Below are 17,110 nucleotides of genomic sequence, written 5' to 3' on the forward strand. Positions count from 1 at the left end.
GGTCCTCGCCGATGCCGCCCGGATGGAACAGTGAACACACCCCCGAAAACTGTTTCACGCTGTTCCAAACGTCGCATCCCGCTCCCTCTCGCATCCCGCCCTGGCGACCCCATATAGGGCCGGTCATCGGCCAGACGTGAACGACCGCCCGTGCGCATTCCCGACCTGAACAGCCTCTACGACGCCGGCAGCCGGCTTCTTCTGGAATCGACGGTGCGCGTCGGCGTCACCGGGCTGCGGCGGGCGGGCAAGACCGTCTTCGTCACCGCCATCGTCGACAATCTGCTGAAGAGCGGGCGGCTGCCCTTCATGGATGTCGTCTCGTCCGGCCGCTTCCAGGCGGCGCGGCTGCGCCCGCAGCCCGATCCCGACGTGCCGCGCTTCGATTTCGAAGGCCATCTCGCCGCCCTGACCGGCCCCGATCCCCATTGGCCGGAGCCGACGCGCGGCATCGGCCAGATGCGCGTGTCGCTGCGCTACCGTCCGGATTCGGCGCTGAAGCGCACCGTGCAGCCGATGGCGACGCTCAATGTCGACCTCGTCGATTACCCCGGCGAATGGCTGCTCGACCTGCCGCTGCTGCGCCAGAGCTTCGCGGAATGGAGCACCCAGACACTCGAACTCGCCGCCCGCCCGCCGCGCGACGAGCTGTCCGCCTCCTGGCGCGGCTGGCTCGCCAGCATCGACCCGGCCGCTCCGGCGGAGGAGGAGGCAGCGCGGCGTGGGGCGGCGCTCTACACCGACTATCTCCATGCCTGCCGCCGTGCCGACACGCTGCTCAGCCTGATCCAGCCCGGCCGCTTCGTCGAACCCGGCGACATGAAGGACGCGCCGCTGCTGACCTTCTGTCCCCTGCATGGGTCCCAGCGAGGCCGTGGCAGCCTGTGGGCGCTGATGGAGGAGCGGTACGAGGCCTACAAGACCAACGTCGTCCGCCGCTTCTTCGCCGAGCATTTCGCCCGGCTCGACCGCCAGATCGTGCTGATCGATGTGCTGGGCGCGCTGAATGCCGGCCCCGCCGGGATGGCCGACATGAAGCGGGCGCTGGAATTGAGCCTGGAGCCGTTCCGCCACGGTTCGTCGGGCTGGCTCGACTGGCTGTTCGGCAGCAAGATCGACCGCGTGCTGTTCGCCGCGACCAAGGCCGACCACATCGCCGCCCACCAGCATGCCCAGCTGCGGGCATTGCTCGACCGGCTGGTCGGCGACGCCCGCAACGCCATCCGCTTCGAAGGCGCCCAGGTCGAGACCATGGCCATCGCCGCGCTGAAATGCACCGAAAGCGTGGTGACGGAGCATGAGGGCCGGCAGTTGCGCTGCGTCCGCGGCGTGCCGGTCGGGCGCGACCGTCCGACCGTGCTGTTCCCCGGCGAGATCCCGGAGGATGCGGAGGCCTTCCCGCCCGGCCGCGACCGTCCCTACAACTTCCTGGCCTTCCGCCCGCCCGACGACCTCGGCCGCGACCCGCGCGGCCTGCCGCACATCCGCGTCGACCAGGCCCTGCAATTCCTTCTCGGGGACTATCTGACGTGACGGAGCGCGAGACCGTCCCCCGCAGGCCATCGCCGGGCTGGGTTCCGCCGATGGAACTGGACCTCGACCGCGCCGCGCCGGTGCCGGCGGAGGAGGAGACCGCCCTGCTGACCGGCTCCGGCGATCCCGCCGACCTGCTGCCAGCGCCCGCAACTCCGGTGCGCACCACGCGCAGGCTGGGGCGCTGGCTGTTCGGGGCGCTGGCGGCGCTGGTTCTGGTGGCGCTGGGGTTCGACACCGCCGACCTGCTGGCCCGCGCCTTCGCCACCAGCCTTGCGCTGGGCGTGCTGGTCGGCTTGCTGGCCGCCACCGCCGGCATCGCGGCCCTGGCGATGCTGGTGACCGAGCTGCTGTCGCTCCGCCGCCTGCGCCGCATCGAGGAACTGCGGGCCGAGGCCGGCCGGATGGAACTGGACACCCCCGGCGGCCGGGCCGACCGTTTCGCCGGATCGCTGGTGGCGCTCTATGCCGACCGGCGGGAACTGGCCCCGGCGCTGGCCCGCGTGCGCGACCATGTCACCGACGCCCATGACGAGCATGAGGTGGTCCGGCTGCTCGATCGCGAGGTGCTGAGCCCGCTCGACCGTGCCGCCTATCAGCGGGTGCTGCGCGCCTCGCGCGACACCGCCGTCGCCACCGCGCTGAGCCCGGCGGCGCTGCTGGATTTCGCGGTGGTTCTCTGGCGCAACCTGAAGCTGGTGCGGGAGATCGCCGCCCTCTATGGCGCCCGGCCCGGCTATGTCGGCTCGCTGCGCCTCTTGCGCCGGATGCTCGCCAACATCGCCGTCGCCGGGGTGGCGGAAAGCGCCCACCATGTCGCGGTGGAGGCGCTGGGCGGGTCGCTCGCCGCCGCCATTTCCACACGGATGGGGCAGGGGGTGATCAACGGCCTGCTGACCGCGCGGGTCGGGCTGACCGCCATGCACCTGTGCCGCCCCATCGCCTTCGGCCCGGACAACCGTCCCAGCCTGAACCGGATCAGGAAGGAGCTGCTGTCCTTGCCCAAGCAGGTTCTATGACGCGACCTCAGGCGTCGGCCATCGCGTCAGCTTCGGAGCCATGGACGGTGCCGATGGCATGCAGCGAACTTTGCAGGGTCAGCCGGTCCAGCTGCTCCACCCGCAGGCTGGCGAAGATCTTGATGCGGCTTTCCAGCTCGACATAGGTGCGGCGGAAGGCCATGCGGATGCGGTCCTCCGTCCCGCTGGCGGCCGACGGATCCTCGACCCCCCAATGGGCGGTCAGCGGCGTTCCGTTCCAAACCGGGCACATCTCGCCTGCGGCCTGATCGCAGACCGTGAAGACGAAATCCAGCGCCGGCGCATCCGGCCGGGAGAACTCGTCCCAGCTTTTGGAGCGCAGACCGTCGGTCGGCAGGTTGAAGGCCTTCAGCGTCGCCAGCGTGTGCGGGTTGATCTGGCCCGACGGATGGCTGCCGGCCGACCACGCGTGGAAGCGGCCGGCGCCCCACCGCCGCATCAGGCATTCCGCCATGATGCTGCGCGCCGAATTGTGGGTGCAGAGAAACAGGGCATTGTAGGTTTTCTGCTCGGTCATCGCCAACCCCAGGGTTCGGCCCGCCGGCAGGGTGTCGGCGGGAACGGGACGGCGGCACTGTGCCGTCCGCCCCGCTCCCGGTTCAAATCAAGCTTTTATGTCAAGCCTGACACCTTATGCGAGGTCGAAGACCAGCACTTCGGCCTCATAAGCCCGGTCCAGCGTCACCGCCTCCTCGTCCGACAGGGCTGCGCCGTCGCCGGCCTTCAGCAGGGTGCCGTTCAGATGGACCCAGCCGCGGGCGACCTGGACCCAGGCATGGCGGCCGGGGCGCAGCGGCAGCGTGGCGCTTTCCTCGCCGTCCAGCAGGGTGGCGTACAGATCGACATCCTGATGGATGACGGTGCTGCCGTCGCGGCCGTCACGCGACCCGACCAGCTTCAGCGTGCCGCGCTTCTGCTCGGCCGGGAAATCCGCCTGCTGGTAGCCGGGCGCCAGATTGTTGGCCTCCGGCAGGATCCAGATCTGGAGGAAATGCACCGGTTCGGTGTCCGACGCATTGTACTCGCTGTGGCGGATGCCGCGGCCAGCGCTCATCACCTGGACCTCGCCGGGACGGATCACCGACCCGGTGCCGATGGAGTCCTTGTGCTCCAGCGCGCCGTTCAGCACATAGGAGACGATCTCCATGTTGGCATGCCCATGGGTGGGGAAGCCGGCGCCGGGGATCACCCGATCCTCGTTGATGACCCGCAGGGCGCGGAAGCCCATATGGCCGGGATCGAAGTAATGGCCGAACGAGAAGCTGTGGTTGCTGTTCAGCCAACCCATGTTGGCGACCCCACGCTCGTCGCGATGGCGAATGGTGATCATGATTGAACCCTCCGTACCGTTGGGGTGTGTGCCCTTGTCTGGAGGGGAATTTGGCACCGGACGGCAATTCGAACAATCCAGCGCGTTTACATCAGATCGTTCCCTATGGCGCGACAATCTCGCCCTACCAGCGGCACGCCCACGGCGAACACGGTTCCGCGCCCTTCCACCGACCGCACCGTCACCGGATGCCCCAACAGCCGGGCCAGGCGCTCGACGATGGCGAGGCCGAGACCGATGCCCTCGCTGCGGTCGCGGTCGGGACGGTCGAGCTGGACGAACTCCTCGAAGATGCGCTGGCGGTCGGGTTCGGCGATGCCACGGCCGGTGTCGTAGACCTCGATCCACAGCGTGTCGCCACGGGCGCGGCAGCCGACCAGCACGCCGCCGCTTTCGGTATAGCGGATGGCGTTGGCGATCAGGTTGCGGACGATCCGCTCCAGTAGGGCCGGATCGCTGCGCACGACCGCATCGGTCGGGATGGCCCGCAGCCGCAGCCCCTTCGCTTCCGCCTGTCCGGCAAACTCGGCTTCGAGCTGGTCGAACAGGGGGGACAGCGGCAGGTCGGCCGGCTTCGGCGACACCACCCCCGATTCCAGCTTGGAGATGTCGAGGATGGCATTCAACAGGTCGCGCATCGACCGTTGCGCCGCCTTCAGGTCGGTCAGCAGGGCCGCTGCCTTGGCGCTCTGCGGCTGGCGTTCCAGCATGCCCGTGAACATGCCGATCGCTTGCAGGGGCTGTTGCAGGTCATGGCTGGCATGGGCGAGGAAACGGGACTTCGCCCGGTGCGCCTGCTCCGCCGCGGTTTTGGCGGTGTGCAGTTCGGCCGTCCGTTCGCGCACCTGCTGTTCCAGCGTGGCGTTGGCCCGCTCGATGGTTTCCGCCATGCGCAGGATTTCGGTGAACTGCCGGCGCACCTGCCGGGTCATCGGCCGGAAGATCGCCAGGGCCTCCACCGCCAGGATCAGCAGAGTGATCAGCAGCGCTGCCAATCCCAGGCGGTGCAGGGTCTGGAAGCCCGCCTCGCCCTCCTCCTGGTAGAGCGCGACCATCTCCTCCAGCCGGTCCAGCAGTGGGCCGAGCGCCTGGGCGGTGATGCGGTCGGCTTCGGCCGGGTTCGGCGGCTGGCCAGCGGATGCGGCGGCGATGACGCGGCGCAAGGCGACGATATGCCCGGTCACCACCGGGTCGAGCGGGTCGGCGCCGCTGTAGAACAGGTCGCGCGGCGGCGGACCCAACGGCGGGCCTTCCTCTGGCCCGGCCCGGCCGCTCAGGCGCCGGTGGGTGGCCTCGAACATGCCCGTGGCTTCCTCCAGCCGCCGGGCAAGATCGGCGCGCACCGCCGGATCGGTGGCGCTCTTCAACTGCTCCACCAGCAGGGCCGTCCGCTGCGACAACATGCGCTGGCGGCCGGAGACGTTGACGACCTCCAGCATGCGTTCGTGCTGGCCGATCACCCGCTCCGTCATGACGAAGCCGGCCAGCGTGCCCAGCGCGATCAAGGTCAGCGCCAGGGCGTAGCGCAGGGTCATCCAACGGGCTGTCGTCGTGCCGATCGGTATCATGCGCTCGTCCCCCGGGCTGTGATCGCCCCAATGCCGGTACCGATCATGGGGCAGCCTGCCGCACCGCAGCAAGGCCAGAGCGTGGCGGCGACGCTATGACGCTTCGGTAAAGCCGCAGGCTTCCAGCGCCGCCCGCATGTGAGGCGGAACCGGGGCCACGGCGCCCACCGGATCGCGCTTGGGATAGAGCGGCAGCGAGATGGCGCGGGAGTGCAGGTGCAGCGGCTTGCCGTCCGGCCCGCCATATTGCGGGTCGCCGATCAGCGGGCAGCCGATGGAGGCACAATGGACGCGGATCTGGTGGGTCCGGCCGGTGTGCGGCGTCAGTTCCAGCCAGGTCAGCCCATCGGCCTGCCCGCGCACGACATAGTCGGTCACGGCCGCCTGGCCGTCGGGCGAACCGACGATACGCCAGCCGCCGGTCTTGTTGGACACCTTGGCGAGCGGCAGCTCGATCCGCCCGGACTCCTGCGGCGGCGTGCCGGCGACCACCGCCCAATAGGTCTTATCGACCTTGCCGTTCTGGAACAGGATGCCGATCTTGCGCAGCGCCTTGGCATGGCGGCCGAGGATCAGGCAGCCCGACGTGTCGCGGTCCAGCCGGTGGGCCAGTGACGGCGGCTTGGGGAAGCCAAAGCGCAGCGCGTCGAAATGCCGCTCCAGGTTCGGCCCACCAGCGGGTCCGGCATGGACCGGCAGCCCGGCGGGCTTGTCGAGGATCAGCATCAGCCCGTCGCGGTACAGGATGCGGTCTTGGATTTGGGCGGGTGTCACGGGCTACTCATCCCCAGGCACGGGAAATCAAAAGGTCGATGGCGGCGATGATGCGGTCGCTGTCGTCGGCGAGGGAGCAGACTTTCTCGCCGAGCCGTTCGGTGCGGACCGTCACGGTCTGTAGCGGATGAAGAACCACCGAGCGTCCATCGATTTCAAAAGACGGATTCAGTTGGGGGTCGATAGGAGGCTCCGCGCGCTTGTCGATCATTGGAACGACGACGCGGCTCAGTGCTCTATCGAACCTTCCAGATTGAATGACAACCACAAAAGGAGTCGTCTGACGGCCCGCCCCGATGTTTCTGTGGACATCGAACTGGCTCATAAGATGTCGTCGACATGCTGGTCCGCGAAAGATCCATGTTTTTCATCGAAGCGGTTCCATGCGTCGATCACGTCATCCAGGCGACGTTCACGATCCGCCTTCGCCACCTCGTCGGCCAGCATCCTTTCGACCCGTTCCGACAGGTCGCCGGGAAGGGACTGGGCGCGTTGCAGGATGTCCTCGTCCAGCGACAAGGTGATGTCCCGCTTCGGCGCGCGCCGGTCATAGACACCGTCCATTGCAAAGTCCTTCCCGATTCCGATGGCCCGATCCCGATGCCCAGATCCCAATGCGATGAAGATAGGCGCCCCCGGTGCCATCCCGCAAGCGGGCAGGAAAAAGGGCGCGGCGCCCCTCGCAAGGCACCGCTCCCCTCACGTCCCGTCAGCCCTGATCAGGCGAGCTTCAACTCCTTGAAGAAGTCGTTGCCCTTGTCGTCGACGATGATGAAGGCCGGGAAGTCCTCGACCTCGATGCGCCAGATGGCTTCCATGCCGAGTTCGGGATACTCGACGCACTCTACCTTCTTGATGCAGTCCTGGGCCAGACGGGCGGCGGCACCGCCGATCGAGCCGAGATAGAAGCCGCCATGCTGCTTGCAAGCCGCCGTCACTTCCGCGCTGCGGTTGCCCTTGGCCAGCATGACCATGGAGCCGCCGGCCGCCTGGAACTGGTCGACGAAGCTGTCCATGCGGCCGGCCGTCGTCGGACCGAAGGAGCCCGAGGCATAGCCTTCCGGCGTCTTGGCCGGGCCGGCATAGTAGATCGGGTGGTTCTTGAAATAGTCGGGCAGCGGCTCGCCGGCGTCCAGGCGGGCGCGCAGCTTGGCATGGGCCAGATCGCGGGCGACGATCAGCGGGCCGGTCAGCGACAGGCGGGTGCGGATCGGATACTGGCTCAGCGTGGCGCGGATCTGCTCCATCGGCTGGTTCAGGTCGATCTTGACGACGTCGCCCGACAGATGCTCGTCGCCGATCTCCGGCAGATACTGGGCCGGATCGGTCTCCAGCTGCTCCAGGAAGATGCCGTCGCGCGTGATCTTGCCCACCGCCTGACGGTCGGCCGAGCAGGACACGCCAATGCCGATCGGCATCGAGGCGCCGTGGCGCGGCAGGCGGATGACGCGGACGTCGTGGCAGAAATACTTGCCGCCGAACTGGGCGCCAATGCCCATGTTCTGGGTCAGCTTGTGGACCTCGGCCTCCATCGCCAGATCGCGGAAGGCATGCGCGTCCTCGCCGCCCTCGGTCGGCAGATTGTCGAGATAGCGGGCCGAGGCCAGCTTCACCGTCTTCAGGTTCTGCTCCGCCGACAGGCCGCCGATGACGATGGCGAGATGGTAGGGCGGGCAGGCCGAGGTGCCGAGATAGCGGATCTTGTCTTCCAGGAACTTCAGCAGCCGGTCGGGCGCCAGAACCGACGGGGTGGCCTGATGCAGGAAGGTCTTGTTGGCCGACCCGCCGCCCTTGGCCATGAACAGGAACTTGTAATAGTCCTCGCCCTCGGAATAGATGTCGATCTGCGCCGGCAGGTTGTTGCGGGTGTTCTTCTCCTCATACATGGAGATCGGCGCCAGCTGGCTGTAGCGCAGGTTGCGCTTCAGGTAGGCGTCGCGGGCGCCTTCCGACAGAGCGGTCTCGTCGCCGCCCTTGGTCCAGACGCGGCGGCCCTTCTTGCCCATGATGATGGCGGTGCCGGTGTCCTGGCACATCGGCAGGGTGCCGGCGGCGGCGATGTTGGCGTTCTTCAGCAGGTCGAGCGCCACGAAGCGGTCGTTGGCCGACGCCTCCGGATCGTCCAGGATCTTGGCGAGCTGGGCCAGATGGCCCGGCCGCAGCAGATGGTTGATGTCGGAGAAGGCAGCCTCGGCCAGCAGGCGCAGACCTTCCGGCTCGACCTTCAGGATCTGCTCGCCGTCGAACTCGACGACCGAGACGTGATCCGAGGTCAGCTTGCGGTAGGTCGTGTCGTCCTTGGCGAGCGGAAACAGGCCGCGGGCTGAGGCGATGTCGTCGGGCATTGGGGCGTTCCTTCATGACGATCCAACGGCCGCCATTCGCCTCCGCGGGACGCGCCCGGCCGGGCGCGCGAAGGGGGCAGGCCGCGCTCGGCCCCCCTTATACACCGCTACGGGACGTAAACAACCATCGGCGGGAAGAACGGCGCGCGACGGTTTGTCGTCAGATGAATGAAGGGCCGAAGACAGGAAAAAGAAAAGGCTGGTACACCGCAATGGTAATACCAGCCTTTTCTTCCCGTCACTGACGCCGGCTGTTACGCCGCCGCCTTCACCCGCTTGTCGACCGCCGCATGGGCCTGCGGTGCCGGTTCGGCCGGAGCGCCCACCCACTCGCCGTGGGCGGGGATTTCCTCGCCCTTCATCACCAGGGTCAGCGGGCCCAGGCGGGCGAAGTCGCCGACATGGGTGTCATAGAGCACCGTCGCGCCGGCCCCGACGGTGACGCCGGTCCCGACCGACACCCGGCCGACCTTCATCACGCGGTCCTCGTACAGGTGGGTCTGCAAGGCCGACAGGGCGTTGATTGCGCTATAGTCGCCGACCGACACGCAGTCGAACTCGGTGATGTCGGTGGTGTCCATGTAAACGCCCTGGCCGAACCTGGTGCCGAAAATGCGCAGCACCCAGGGCAGCATCGGCGTGCCGCGCAAATGGTCGAGCAGGACCTTGCCGGCCAGACCCCAGTACAGCACGGCCACCGCCTCGGTCCGCATGGCCCACCAGGACCACATCGGCTTCATGGTGGGGGCATAGCGGCCCATCAGCAGCCATTTCACCAGCGCCACCACCATCACCATCGCCGCCGGAATGGCGACGCTGACCGCCAGGAACTGCCAGGCGAAGTCGCCCCAGCGCTGGTCGAGGATGGCGGGGGCGAAGAACTCCACCGCGAAGGTGCCGAAGGTGATGAACAGCATCGACGGCATCGACAGGCTGAAGGCCTCGAACACGGCGCGTCCCAGACGGCGGGCGCGCGACGGCTCGAAGGTCCAGTTGGCCGACACGTTGTCGAATTTCTGGCGCACCGGCAGCTTGATCGGCGGGCTGCCGAACCAGGTGTCGCCGGCCTGCATCTCGGCGTTCGCCGGCGGCTTGGACTTGATGCCGATCAGCGTGCCGGTGGGGATGCAGGCACCGGGCGGCACCACAGCATCGTTGCCGACGAACACACGGGCCTCGGTCTTCACCGGCTGCAGATGCATCCAGCCGCGGCGGATGTCCTCATCGCCCAGAACCACCTCGTCGGCGATGAAGCACTTCTCGCCGATCTCCACCAGATCGTAGCGGCCGGCGAGGTTGGTCGAGATCTCGGCGTCACGGCCGATCTTGGCGCCCATCAGGCGGTACCAGGCCCGCATGTAGACGGTGGCGTAGAGCGAGCTGAGGGTTTCCAGCATCACCTCGGTCGCCAGCGCCACGACCCATTTGCGGACATAGAACCAGCTGTGGACCGAGTAGGAGCCGGCCTCCACCTTCGGCAGCACGATCCAGCGCATGGCGGCGATCAGCAGCACGGTGAAGGCCACCAGGAACATGGCGGTCGGCCAGGCGATGGCGGGGACATAGTAGAGGTAGTTGACCTTGAACACCCCGCCCATCCAGGCGTCGAGCTTGTCGAACAGGTAGAAGGCCGGGAAGATCGGGATCAGAGCTACCGGCGGCAGGCCGACCAGGGCGACCAGATAGATCAGCGTCTGGGCGGCGCGCTTGACGACTCCGGCGCGCGGTTCCTCGGGAAGGGCGGCGCGGTCGACATTGCCGACCTTGCGGGCGGGCGAGCCGTCCCACTGTTCATAATCGCCGGTGTGGGTGCCGGCTGCCAGCGCGGTCAGGTCGGCCAGTTCGGTGCTCTTGCCGATCACGGCGTCGTGGCCGATGACGCAGGAGGTGCCGATGTAGGCGTCCTCGCCGATCTCGATGGTGCCGATCACCAGCTCGTTGCCGATCACCTCGGCATTGGCCATCTTGACCTTGCCGCCGGTCGAGGCGCCGCGGCCGATGCTGACCAGATCGATGGCGCCGGATTCGAACTCGCCGATCATCGCGTCGGCGCCGACCCTGGCGCCGAGTGCGCGCAGGAGCAGCCGCATCACCGGCGACCCCTGGAACCACTTCAGGTGGACCAGCGCGATGAAGCGCTGGGCCAGCCACCAGCGGTAATAATAGACGCCCCACAGCGGGTAGCGGCCCGGCTTGGTCCGGCCGATGATCAGCCATTTCGCCGCGACGGCGATGACGACGGTGGCGATGTTGATGACGACGTAGACGCCGAACATCGTGGTGATTTCGCCGAGGATTCCGGCATCCTCGCCGGACAGCAGCATGTAGCTGACGAACACGCCAAGCCACTGCACCGTCATCAGCGCCAGGATGATCGGCAGCGCCGCGGCCTGGGCCAGTCCGCACAGCAGCCGGCGGGCCAGCGGCGGCGGATCGAAGGACAGGTCGGCCGGCTTGGCGCCGTGACCCGCCGGCGCCTTGGCGTCCAGCCGCTCGGCCATCGCCCGCAGCGTGCGGGCGCCATAGACGTCCTGAAGGGTCAGGCCGGACAGCCCGGCGGTCTCGCGCACCGCCGAAACGAAGCGCGCCGCCAGCAGCGAATGGCCGCCCAGGTCGAGGAAGAAGTCGGCCTCCAGCGGGATCGACTGGCCGGGGAAGACGCGGCGGGCGGCATCCAGCAGCGTCGCCTCGGTCGGGCTGCGCGGCTCCTCCTGCTCGCCTGCACCCGCATCCGCGGTCAGGGCCATCGCCTGGAGCGTCTTGCGGTCGGCCTTGCCGGAGGTCAGGCGCGGCAGTTCCGCCACCTGCTCATAGTGCGCGGGCACCATGTAGGCGGGCAGCTGCGCCCGCAGCGCGTCGCGGAGCGCGGTCTTGTCGAGGGAGGCACCCGGCTGCGCGACCAGGAAGGCGACCAGACGGTCAAGCCCGTTGTCGGTGCGCAGGACCACCGTTGCCTGGGCGACGCCCGGCAGGTCGGTCAGCTTCGCCTCGATCTCGCCCAGCTCCAGCCGGAAACCGCGGATCTTCACCTGATCGTCGATGCGGCCATGGAAGCGCAGGTTGCCGTCGGCATCGACGCTGACCGCATCGCCGGAGCGATAGAGCAGCGGATCCTGCGTACCGGAGCGGAACGGGTTGGCGATGAACTTCTCCGCCGTCAGCTCCGGCCGGCCGAGATAGCCCTGGGCCACGCCGGGGCCGCCGATCAGCAGCTCGCCCTGGGTGCCGGGGGCCACCGGCTGCAACGCCTCGTCCACCACATAGCAGGTGTAATTGGGGATCGGGCGGCCGATGGTGACGGGGGTGTCGGGATGGACCTCGGCCACCGTGGCGACGACGGTCGCCTCGGTCGGGCCATAGCTGTTGAACAGGCGCCGGCCCGGCCGGCACCAGCGCGACGCGACGGCCGGCGGGCAGGCCTCGCCGCCCAGGATGACGACGCGCAGCGACGGAATGTCCTTCGGCAGCATCGCCAGCAGGGTGGGGACGGTGTCCAGCACGGTGACGCCGGCCTCGGTCAGCACGTCGGCCAGCCGGTCGGCCTCGTCCAGAACCTGGCGGCTGGCGACCCACAGGGTGGCGCCGGCCAGGTAGGGGACGAAGATCTCCTCGAGCGACAGGTCGAAGGCCACCGAGGCGCCCTGGAACGCCACGTCGTCGGCGGTGATGCCGTAGACGCTGTTGGCGGCGCGCAGGTAATGGCAGATGTTGCGGTGGCTGATGACGATGCCCTTGGGCTTGCCGGTCGAGCCCGAGGTGTAGATGGCGTAGGCCGGGCTGTCCGGCGTCACCCCGTCGGCCCGCAGGTCGAACGGCTCCTCGCTGTCGCTCAGCACATCGCCGATGCGCAGGACCTGGACGTCGGCGCCGCTTGCTGCCAGCGTCGCCGCCTTGGTGCCGGTCACCAGATCGATCAGGATCGCCGGGGCGGCGCAGTCGGTCAGGCTGACCGCCACGCGCTCCGCCGGGGCATCGGCATCGAAGGGCAGATAGGCGGCGCCGGCCTTCAGGATGCCCAGCAGCGCGACATGCAGGTCGAGCGACCGCGCCATCCACAGCCCGACGAAGCAGCCGGGGCCGATCCCGCGCGCCCGCAGGCCGTGGGCGACCCGGTTGGCGCGCGCGTCCAGCTCGGCATAGGTGACGCGCCGGCCTTCATAGACAATGGCCGTGCGGTCCGGATGCGCCGCGGCGGTCGCCTGTGGGATGTCGGACAACAGCTCGTCGCGCAGAAGGGACGGATCGACCCGGCCGCTCAGCGTCGGGACCGTCGGAGTGGCGGTCCACGGAGCGGAGATCGTCGATTGACCGGCAGGGGAAACATCGGTCGGGCCGTTGGCCCGCGCAGTCAGCAGAGTCACGCTGTGTCAGCCTTCCAAAAGGAATCAGCGCGGTGGCGCCAAACGGACCCGATCGGCATGCGGTCCCGGCGGTCGGCTGAACGCGGCAATGGGCCGCTCGCAAGTTGTGGCGCTTTATGGTTAACGAATGCTTGCCGTTGGGCGTGGCGGCACCCGTACCGATGGGAGAGGACAAGACTTGGGCTGCCCAAGCGCCGCGAAAGAAACATTCGCCCGACCGAAAGAAAGAGGAAGCCCCGACGCCACCGGATACATGCGGATACATGGATGGGCATGTTCGGCCCTTCATGATCCGTTGTGCGGCAAGGGTCAAGCTTATCCTTGTGGAGCTGAATCGAAGGGAAGGACCCTGTGTCGGGGCCATCACATGCCCTGCCGAAGGACCCGCGGACCGGTGACTTGCGGCGTGGTGGATGCCATGCGCAGTTCCGGTTGCCGCTGTTGGGCGGTGTCGCAACCAAGACCAGAATAAGCCTCCCGAATGGGTGGGCGTTCACGGCCCGTGGCCACCGGTTCTCCGCGGTTCCCGTCCGTTCCGCGCACATGTGGTGTCGATTGCGGCGTTGCGCCATTCGGGGGGCGCATGGCTGGGGCTCCGGGAAACCGGGCTCGCCCGCCATTTTCATTATGGACATCATCCAAATCAAAATTGATGATGATCGTCATCAATATCGCCCGGCACCGGCCGGCGCGCACAAGCCGTATGAAGGACAGGAGAGGGCCATGAGCGTTGCGATGAACACGACCGGGGCGGACATGAGCGGGCGGGTCGCCCTGGTCACCGGCGGTACGTCGGGGATCGGGCGGACGACGGCGCTGGCCTTTGCCGGAGCGGGGGCAACGGTGATCGTCACCGGCCGGCGCGAGACAGAGGGGCTGGAGACGGTTGAACTGATCGGCCGTGCCGGTGGCACAGGCCATTTCGTGGCGGCCGATGTGGCAGATGGGGCGGAGGTCGCCGCCCTGTTCGAGCGGATCGAGCGCGACCACGGCCGCCTCGACGCTGCCTTCAACAATGCCGGCATCCATCAGGTCGCCCCGGTGACCGATATGGACGAGGCCGCTTTCGACCGCGTGCTGACCGTCAATGTGAAGGGCGTCTGGCTTTGCCTGAAGCATGAGCTGCCGATCATGCTGCGCCAGGGCCGCGGCGCGGTGGTCAACACCGGGTCGGTGCTGGGGCAGATCGGCATGGCCGGCAACGCCGCCTATTCCGCCAGCAAGGCGGCGGTGGAGGGGCTGACCCGCACCGCGGCCATCGAGGTCGCGTCCTTCGGCGTGCGTGTCAACGCCGTCTGCCCGGCGATCATCCAGACGCCGATGACCCAGACCTCCTTCGGCGGCGCCGAGCGGGTGGAGGCGGTGATGGGGCCGCGCCATCCCGTCGGCCGTGTCGGCCGTCCGGAGGAGGTGGCGGCGGCGGTGCTCTGGCTCTGTTCCGACGCCGCCGGCTTCGTCACCGGCCAGTCGATCAACATCGACGGCGGCGTGACCGCTCAATAAACAGGCAAGCCACCGGAGATCCCAGCCGATGCTGTCCACCCCTCTCGCCGCCGTCCTGGCACGGCGCGACATCCACTATGCCTGGGTCGTCGTCGCCGTCACCTTCCTGTCCATGCTGGTGTCGGCCGGGGCGGTCGGCGCGCCCGGCGTCCTGCTGCTGCCGCTCCAGCGCGAGTTCGGCTGGGACACCGCCGACATCTCCACCGCCATGGCGATCCGCCTGCTGCTGTTCGGGCTGATGGGGCCCTTCGCCGCCGCGATGATCAACCGCTTCGGCGTCCGCCGCATGGTGCTGTCCTCGCTGACGCTGGTCGGCAGCGGGCTGCTGGCCTCGCTGGCGATGCAGGAGGTCTGGCAACTGATCCTGCTGTGGGGATTCGTCGTCGGCTTCGGCACCGGCCTGACCGCCATGGTGCTGGGCGCCACCATTGCCACCCGCTGGTTCGTCGCCCGCCGCGGGCTGGTGATCGGGCTGCTGACCGCCAGTTCGGCCACCGGGCAGCTGGTCTTCATGCCGCTGCTGTCGATGCTGACGGAGGCCTATGGCTGGCGCACCGCCATCGCCCTGCTGTGTGGTCTCATCGCCGTCGCCGCCCTGGCGATGCTGGCGCTGATGCGGGACCGCCCTGCCGATCTCGGCCTGTCCGCCTTCGGCGAGGTCGGGGCCGCGACTCCCGCCGTCCCGGCCGGTGCAATCCTGTCGGCTGCGATGGGAGCATTGCGCGATGCGGCCGGGACGCGGGCTTTCTGGGTTCTGTTCGCGACGTTCTTCATCTGCGGTGCCAGCACCAACGGCCTGATCCAGACCCACCTGATCCCGCTCTGCGTCGATTTCAGCGTGCCGGAGGTGCAGGCGGCCGGCCTGCTGGCCCTGATGGGCATCTTCGACTTCGTCGGCACCGTCGGGTCGGGCTGGCTGTCCGACCGCTACGACAACCGCTGGCTCCTGGTCTGGTATTACGGCCTGCGCGGCCTGTCGCTGCTCTATCTGCCCTATTCGGACTTCACCCTGTACGGCCTGTCGGTCTTCGCCGTCTTCTATGGGCTGGACTGGATCGCCACCGTCCCGCCGACCGTGCGCCTGACCGCGGAGCGCTTCGGCCGGGAGCGCGCCAACCTGGTCTTCGGCTGGATTTTCGCCGGCCATCAGCTGGGTGCCGCCAGCGCGGCCTTCGGCGCCGGCCTGTCGCGCACCGCGTTGCAGACCTATCTGCCGGCCTTCGCCACCGCCGGCGCGCTGTGCCTGCTCGCGGCGGTGCTGGTTCCGCTGGTCGGCAGCCGCGCCAAGCCGGTGGCGGCAGCGGACTGATGCGGGCTTAGTCTCCCAGATGCTCCAGCGGCAGTGCGGTGCGGTAGCGCACCTGTTTCAAGGCGAAGCTGGAGCGGATGTTGGCGACGCCGGGGATGCGGGTCAGGTGCTCCTTCAGGAACCGCTCATAGCTGGCGAGGTCCGGCACCACCACCCGCAGCAGGTAATCGGCGTCGCCGGTCATCAGGTAGCATTCCAGCACCTCCGGCCGCGCCATCACCGCCGCCTCGAATCCATCCAGCCGCGCCTCGACCTGCCGCTCCAGGCTGACGCTGACGAAAATGTTGACCGGCAGGTCGACGGAGGCCGGATCGACCAGCGCCACATAGCGGGCGATCACGCCCGCATCCTCCAGCGCCTTGACCCGGCGCAGGCAGGGGGAGGGCGACAGGCCGACCCGCTCCGCCAGTTCGTTGTTGGGCAGGCGGCCGTCCTGCTGGAGGGCGGACAGGATCCTGCGGTCGATGCGGTCGAGGGGCTGTTTTGGCATGAGATGCCGTTTCCCGGGTTATCCTGGCATCCGATGCTAAAGCGCAACCGCGGCCGGCGCCACTTCGCAAGCATCTGCCGGGTCACAAATGATAGGCTGCTCCAATCATAAACCTGCGTTTGGGAGCAGACCCATGACCGCGAACCAGCCGTCCTCCGCCGATCTCGCCTGCTTGGCAGAGCTGGAGCGCAAGGTACTCTGGCTTGCGTCCTGGACCATCCACAACGCCAACCATGTCCGCCCCAACCTGGACGGGATGAAGATCGGCGGCCATCAGGCCTCCAGCGCTTCGATGTCGACCATCCTGACGGCGCTCTATTTCTCGGCCCTGCGGCCGGAAGACCGGGTGGCGGTGAAGCCCCATGCCAGCCCGATCTTCCACGCCATCCAGTATCTGCTGGGCAACCAGACGCGGGAGAAACTGGAGAATTTCCGCGGCTACAAGGGGGCCCAGTCCTACCCGTCCCGCACCAAGGACGTGGACGACGTCGATTTCTCCACCGGCTCGGTCGGGCTGGGGGTGGCGCAGACGCTCTTCGCCTCGCTGGTCCAGGATTACCTGAAGGCCAAGGGTTGGGCGCCCGGCCTGCCGGAAGGCCGCATGGTCTCGCTGGTCGGCGACGCCGAGATGGACGAGGGCAACATCTTCGAAGCCCTGCAGGAGGGCTGGAAGCATGGCGTGCGCAACACTTGGTGGATCGTCGACTACAACCGCCAGAGCCTGGACGCGGTGATCCGCGAAGGGCTGTGGGAGCGGCTGGAGAACATCTTCCGCGCCTTCGGCTGGGACGTGGTGATCCTGAAATACGGCACCCTGATGCAGGAGGCGTTCACTGAGCCGGGCGGCGAGCGGCTGC

The 17,110-nt window shown here is 68.1% G+C and carries 14 protein-coding genes (1 of these 14 cut by a window edge); 5 read left to right on the plus strand and 9 right to left on the minus strand.

The genetic code is table 11. The features are described from left to right. Positions 1-150: 150 nt before the first annotated feature. Complete coding sequence (locus ABNQ38_RS12350) at positions 151-1,533, plus strand: YcjX family protein (protein WP_377807666.1); 1,383 nt, start codon at positions 151-153, stop codon at positions 1,531-1,533. Next, positions 1,530-2,552, plus strand: a complete 1,023-nt coding sequence (locus ABNQ38_RS12355; RefSeq protein WP_377807667.1) for a TIGR01620 family protein — start codon at positions 1,530-1,532, stop codon at positions 2,550-2,552. The genes ABNQ38_RS12350 and ABNQ38_RS12355 overlap by 4 nt, the downstream gene beginning before the upstream one ends. Before the next feature lie 7 nt (positions 2,553-2,559). Here the strand turns inward: ABNQ38_RS12355 and ABNQ38_RS12360 are convergent, their stop codons facing one another. From ABNQ38_RS12360 to ABNQ38_RS12395, 8 genes are all read right to left on the minus strand, one after another. After that, positions 2,560-3,090, minus strand: a complete 531-nt coding sequence (locus ABNQ38_RS12360) for an arsenate reductase ArsC (RefSeq protein WP_376961116.1) — start codon at positions 3,088-3,090, stop codon at positions 2,560-2,562. A 114-nt stretch (positions 3,091-3,204) separates the two neighbouring features. After that, a complete protein-coding gene (locus tag ABNQ38_RS12365) occupies positions 3,205-3,903 on the minus strand; it encodes a pirin family protein (RefSeq protein ID WP_377807668.1) in 699 nt (232 codons plus the stop codon). An 86-nt stretch (positions 3,904-3,989) separates the two neighbouring features. Next, entirely contained in the window at positions 3,990-5,471 is a 1,482-nt protein-coding gene (locus tag ABNQ38_RS12370; RefSeq protein WP_377807669.1) for an ATP-binding protein, read from the minus strand. Between the two features lie 93 nt (positions 5,472-5,564). After that, on the minus strand, positions 5,565-6,245 hold the full coding sequence (locus ABNQ38_RS12375) for an RluA family pseudouridine synthase (RefSeq protein ID WP_377807670.1): 681 nt from the start codon (positions 6,243-6,245) through the stop codon (positions 5,565-5,567). 7 nt (positions 6,246-6,252) lie between these two features. After that, positions 6,253-6,570 carry a CcdB family protein gene (locus ABNQ38_RS12380; protein WP_377807671.1) on the minus strand — a complete coding sequence of 106 codons (318 nt, stop codon included), beginning with the start codon at positions 6,568-6,570 and terminating at the stop codon, positions 6,253-6,255. Then, a complete protein-coding gene (locus ABNQ38_RS12385; RefSeq protein ID WP_377807673.1) occupies positions 6,567-6,809 on the minus strand; it encodes a type II toxin-antitoxin system CcdA family antitoxin in 243 nt (80 codons plus the stop codon). The genes ABNQ38_RS12380 and ABNQ38_RS12385 overlap by 4 nt, the downstream gene beginning before the upstream one ends. Before the next feature lie 155 nt (positions 6,810-6,964). Further along, on the minus strand, positions 6,965-8,590 hold the full coding sequence (locus ABNQ38_RS12390) for a fumarate hydratase (RefSeq protein WP_098738346.1): 1,626 nt from the start codon (positions 8,588-8,590) through the stop codon (positions 6,965-6,967). A gap of 254 nt (positions 8,591-8,844) precedes the next feature. Continuing rightward, positions 8,845-12,951, minus strand: a complete 4,107-nt coding sequence (locus ABNQ38_RS12395) for a Pls/PosA family non-ribosomal peptide synthetase (protein ID WP_377807674.1) — start codon at positions 12,949-12,951, stop codon at positions 8,845-8,847. A gap of 723 nt (positions 12,952-13,674) precedes the next feature. Here ABNQ38_RS12395 and ABNQ38_RS12400 point away from each other — a divergent pair. Together ABNQ38_RS12400 and ABNQ38_RS12405 are read left to right on the plus strand one after the other, a co-directional pair. After that, the gene (locus ABNQ38_RS12400) at positions 13,675-14,454 is read left to right on the plus strand and encodes an SDR family NAD(P)-dependent oxidoreductase (protein WP_377807675.1); all 780 of its coding nucleotides are present in this window, start codon (positions 13,675-13,677) and stop codon (positions 14,452-14,454) included. 28 nt (positions 14,455-14,482) lie between these two features. Beyond that, the gene (locus ABNQ38_RS12405) at positions 14,483-15,763 is read left to right on the plus strand and encodes an MFS transporter (protein WP_377807677.1); all 1,281 of its coding nucleotides are present in this window, start codon (positions 14,483-14,485) and stop codon (positions 15,761-15,763) included. A 7-nt stretch (positions 15,764-15,770) separates the two neighbouring features. On the opposite strand, the gene ABNQ38_RS12410 is transcribed toward ABNQ38_RS12405, so the two are convergent. Continuing rightward, complete coding sequence (locus ABNQ38_RS12410) at positions 15,771-16,253, minus strand: Lrp/AsnC family transcriptional regulator (protein WP_377807678.1); 483 nt, start codon at positions 16,251-16,253, stop codon at positions 15,771-15,773. A gap of 133 nt (positions 16,254-16,386) precedes the next feature. On the opposite strand from ABNQ38_RS12410, the gene ABNQ38_RS12415 reads away from it, so the two are divergent. Continuing rightward, positions 16,387-17,110 carry the beginning of a transketolase gene (locus ABNQ38_RS12415; RefSeq protein WP_377807679.1) on the plus strand. The gene runs 1,688 nt beyond the window's last position, so 724 of the gene's 2,412 nt are visible here — the first part of the coding sequence; the start codon lies at positions 16,387-16,389; the stop codon falls past the right edge of the window.

The sequence above is a fragment of the Azospirillum sp. A29 genome, assembly GCF_042604625.1.
Taxonomy (GTDB): Bacteria; Pseudomonadota; Alphaproteobacteria; order Azospirillales; family Azospirillaceae; genus Azospirillum; species Azospirillum palustre.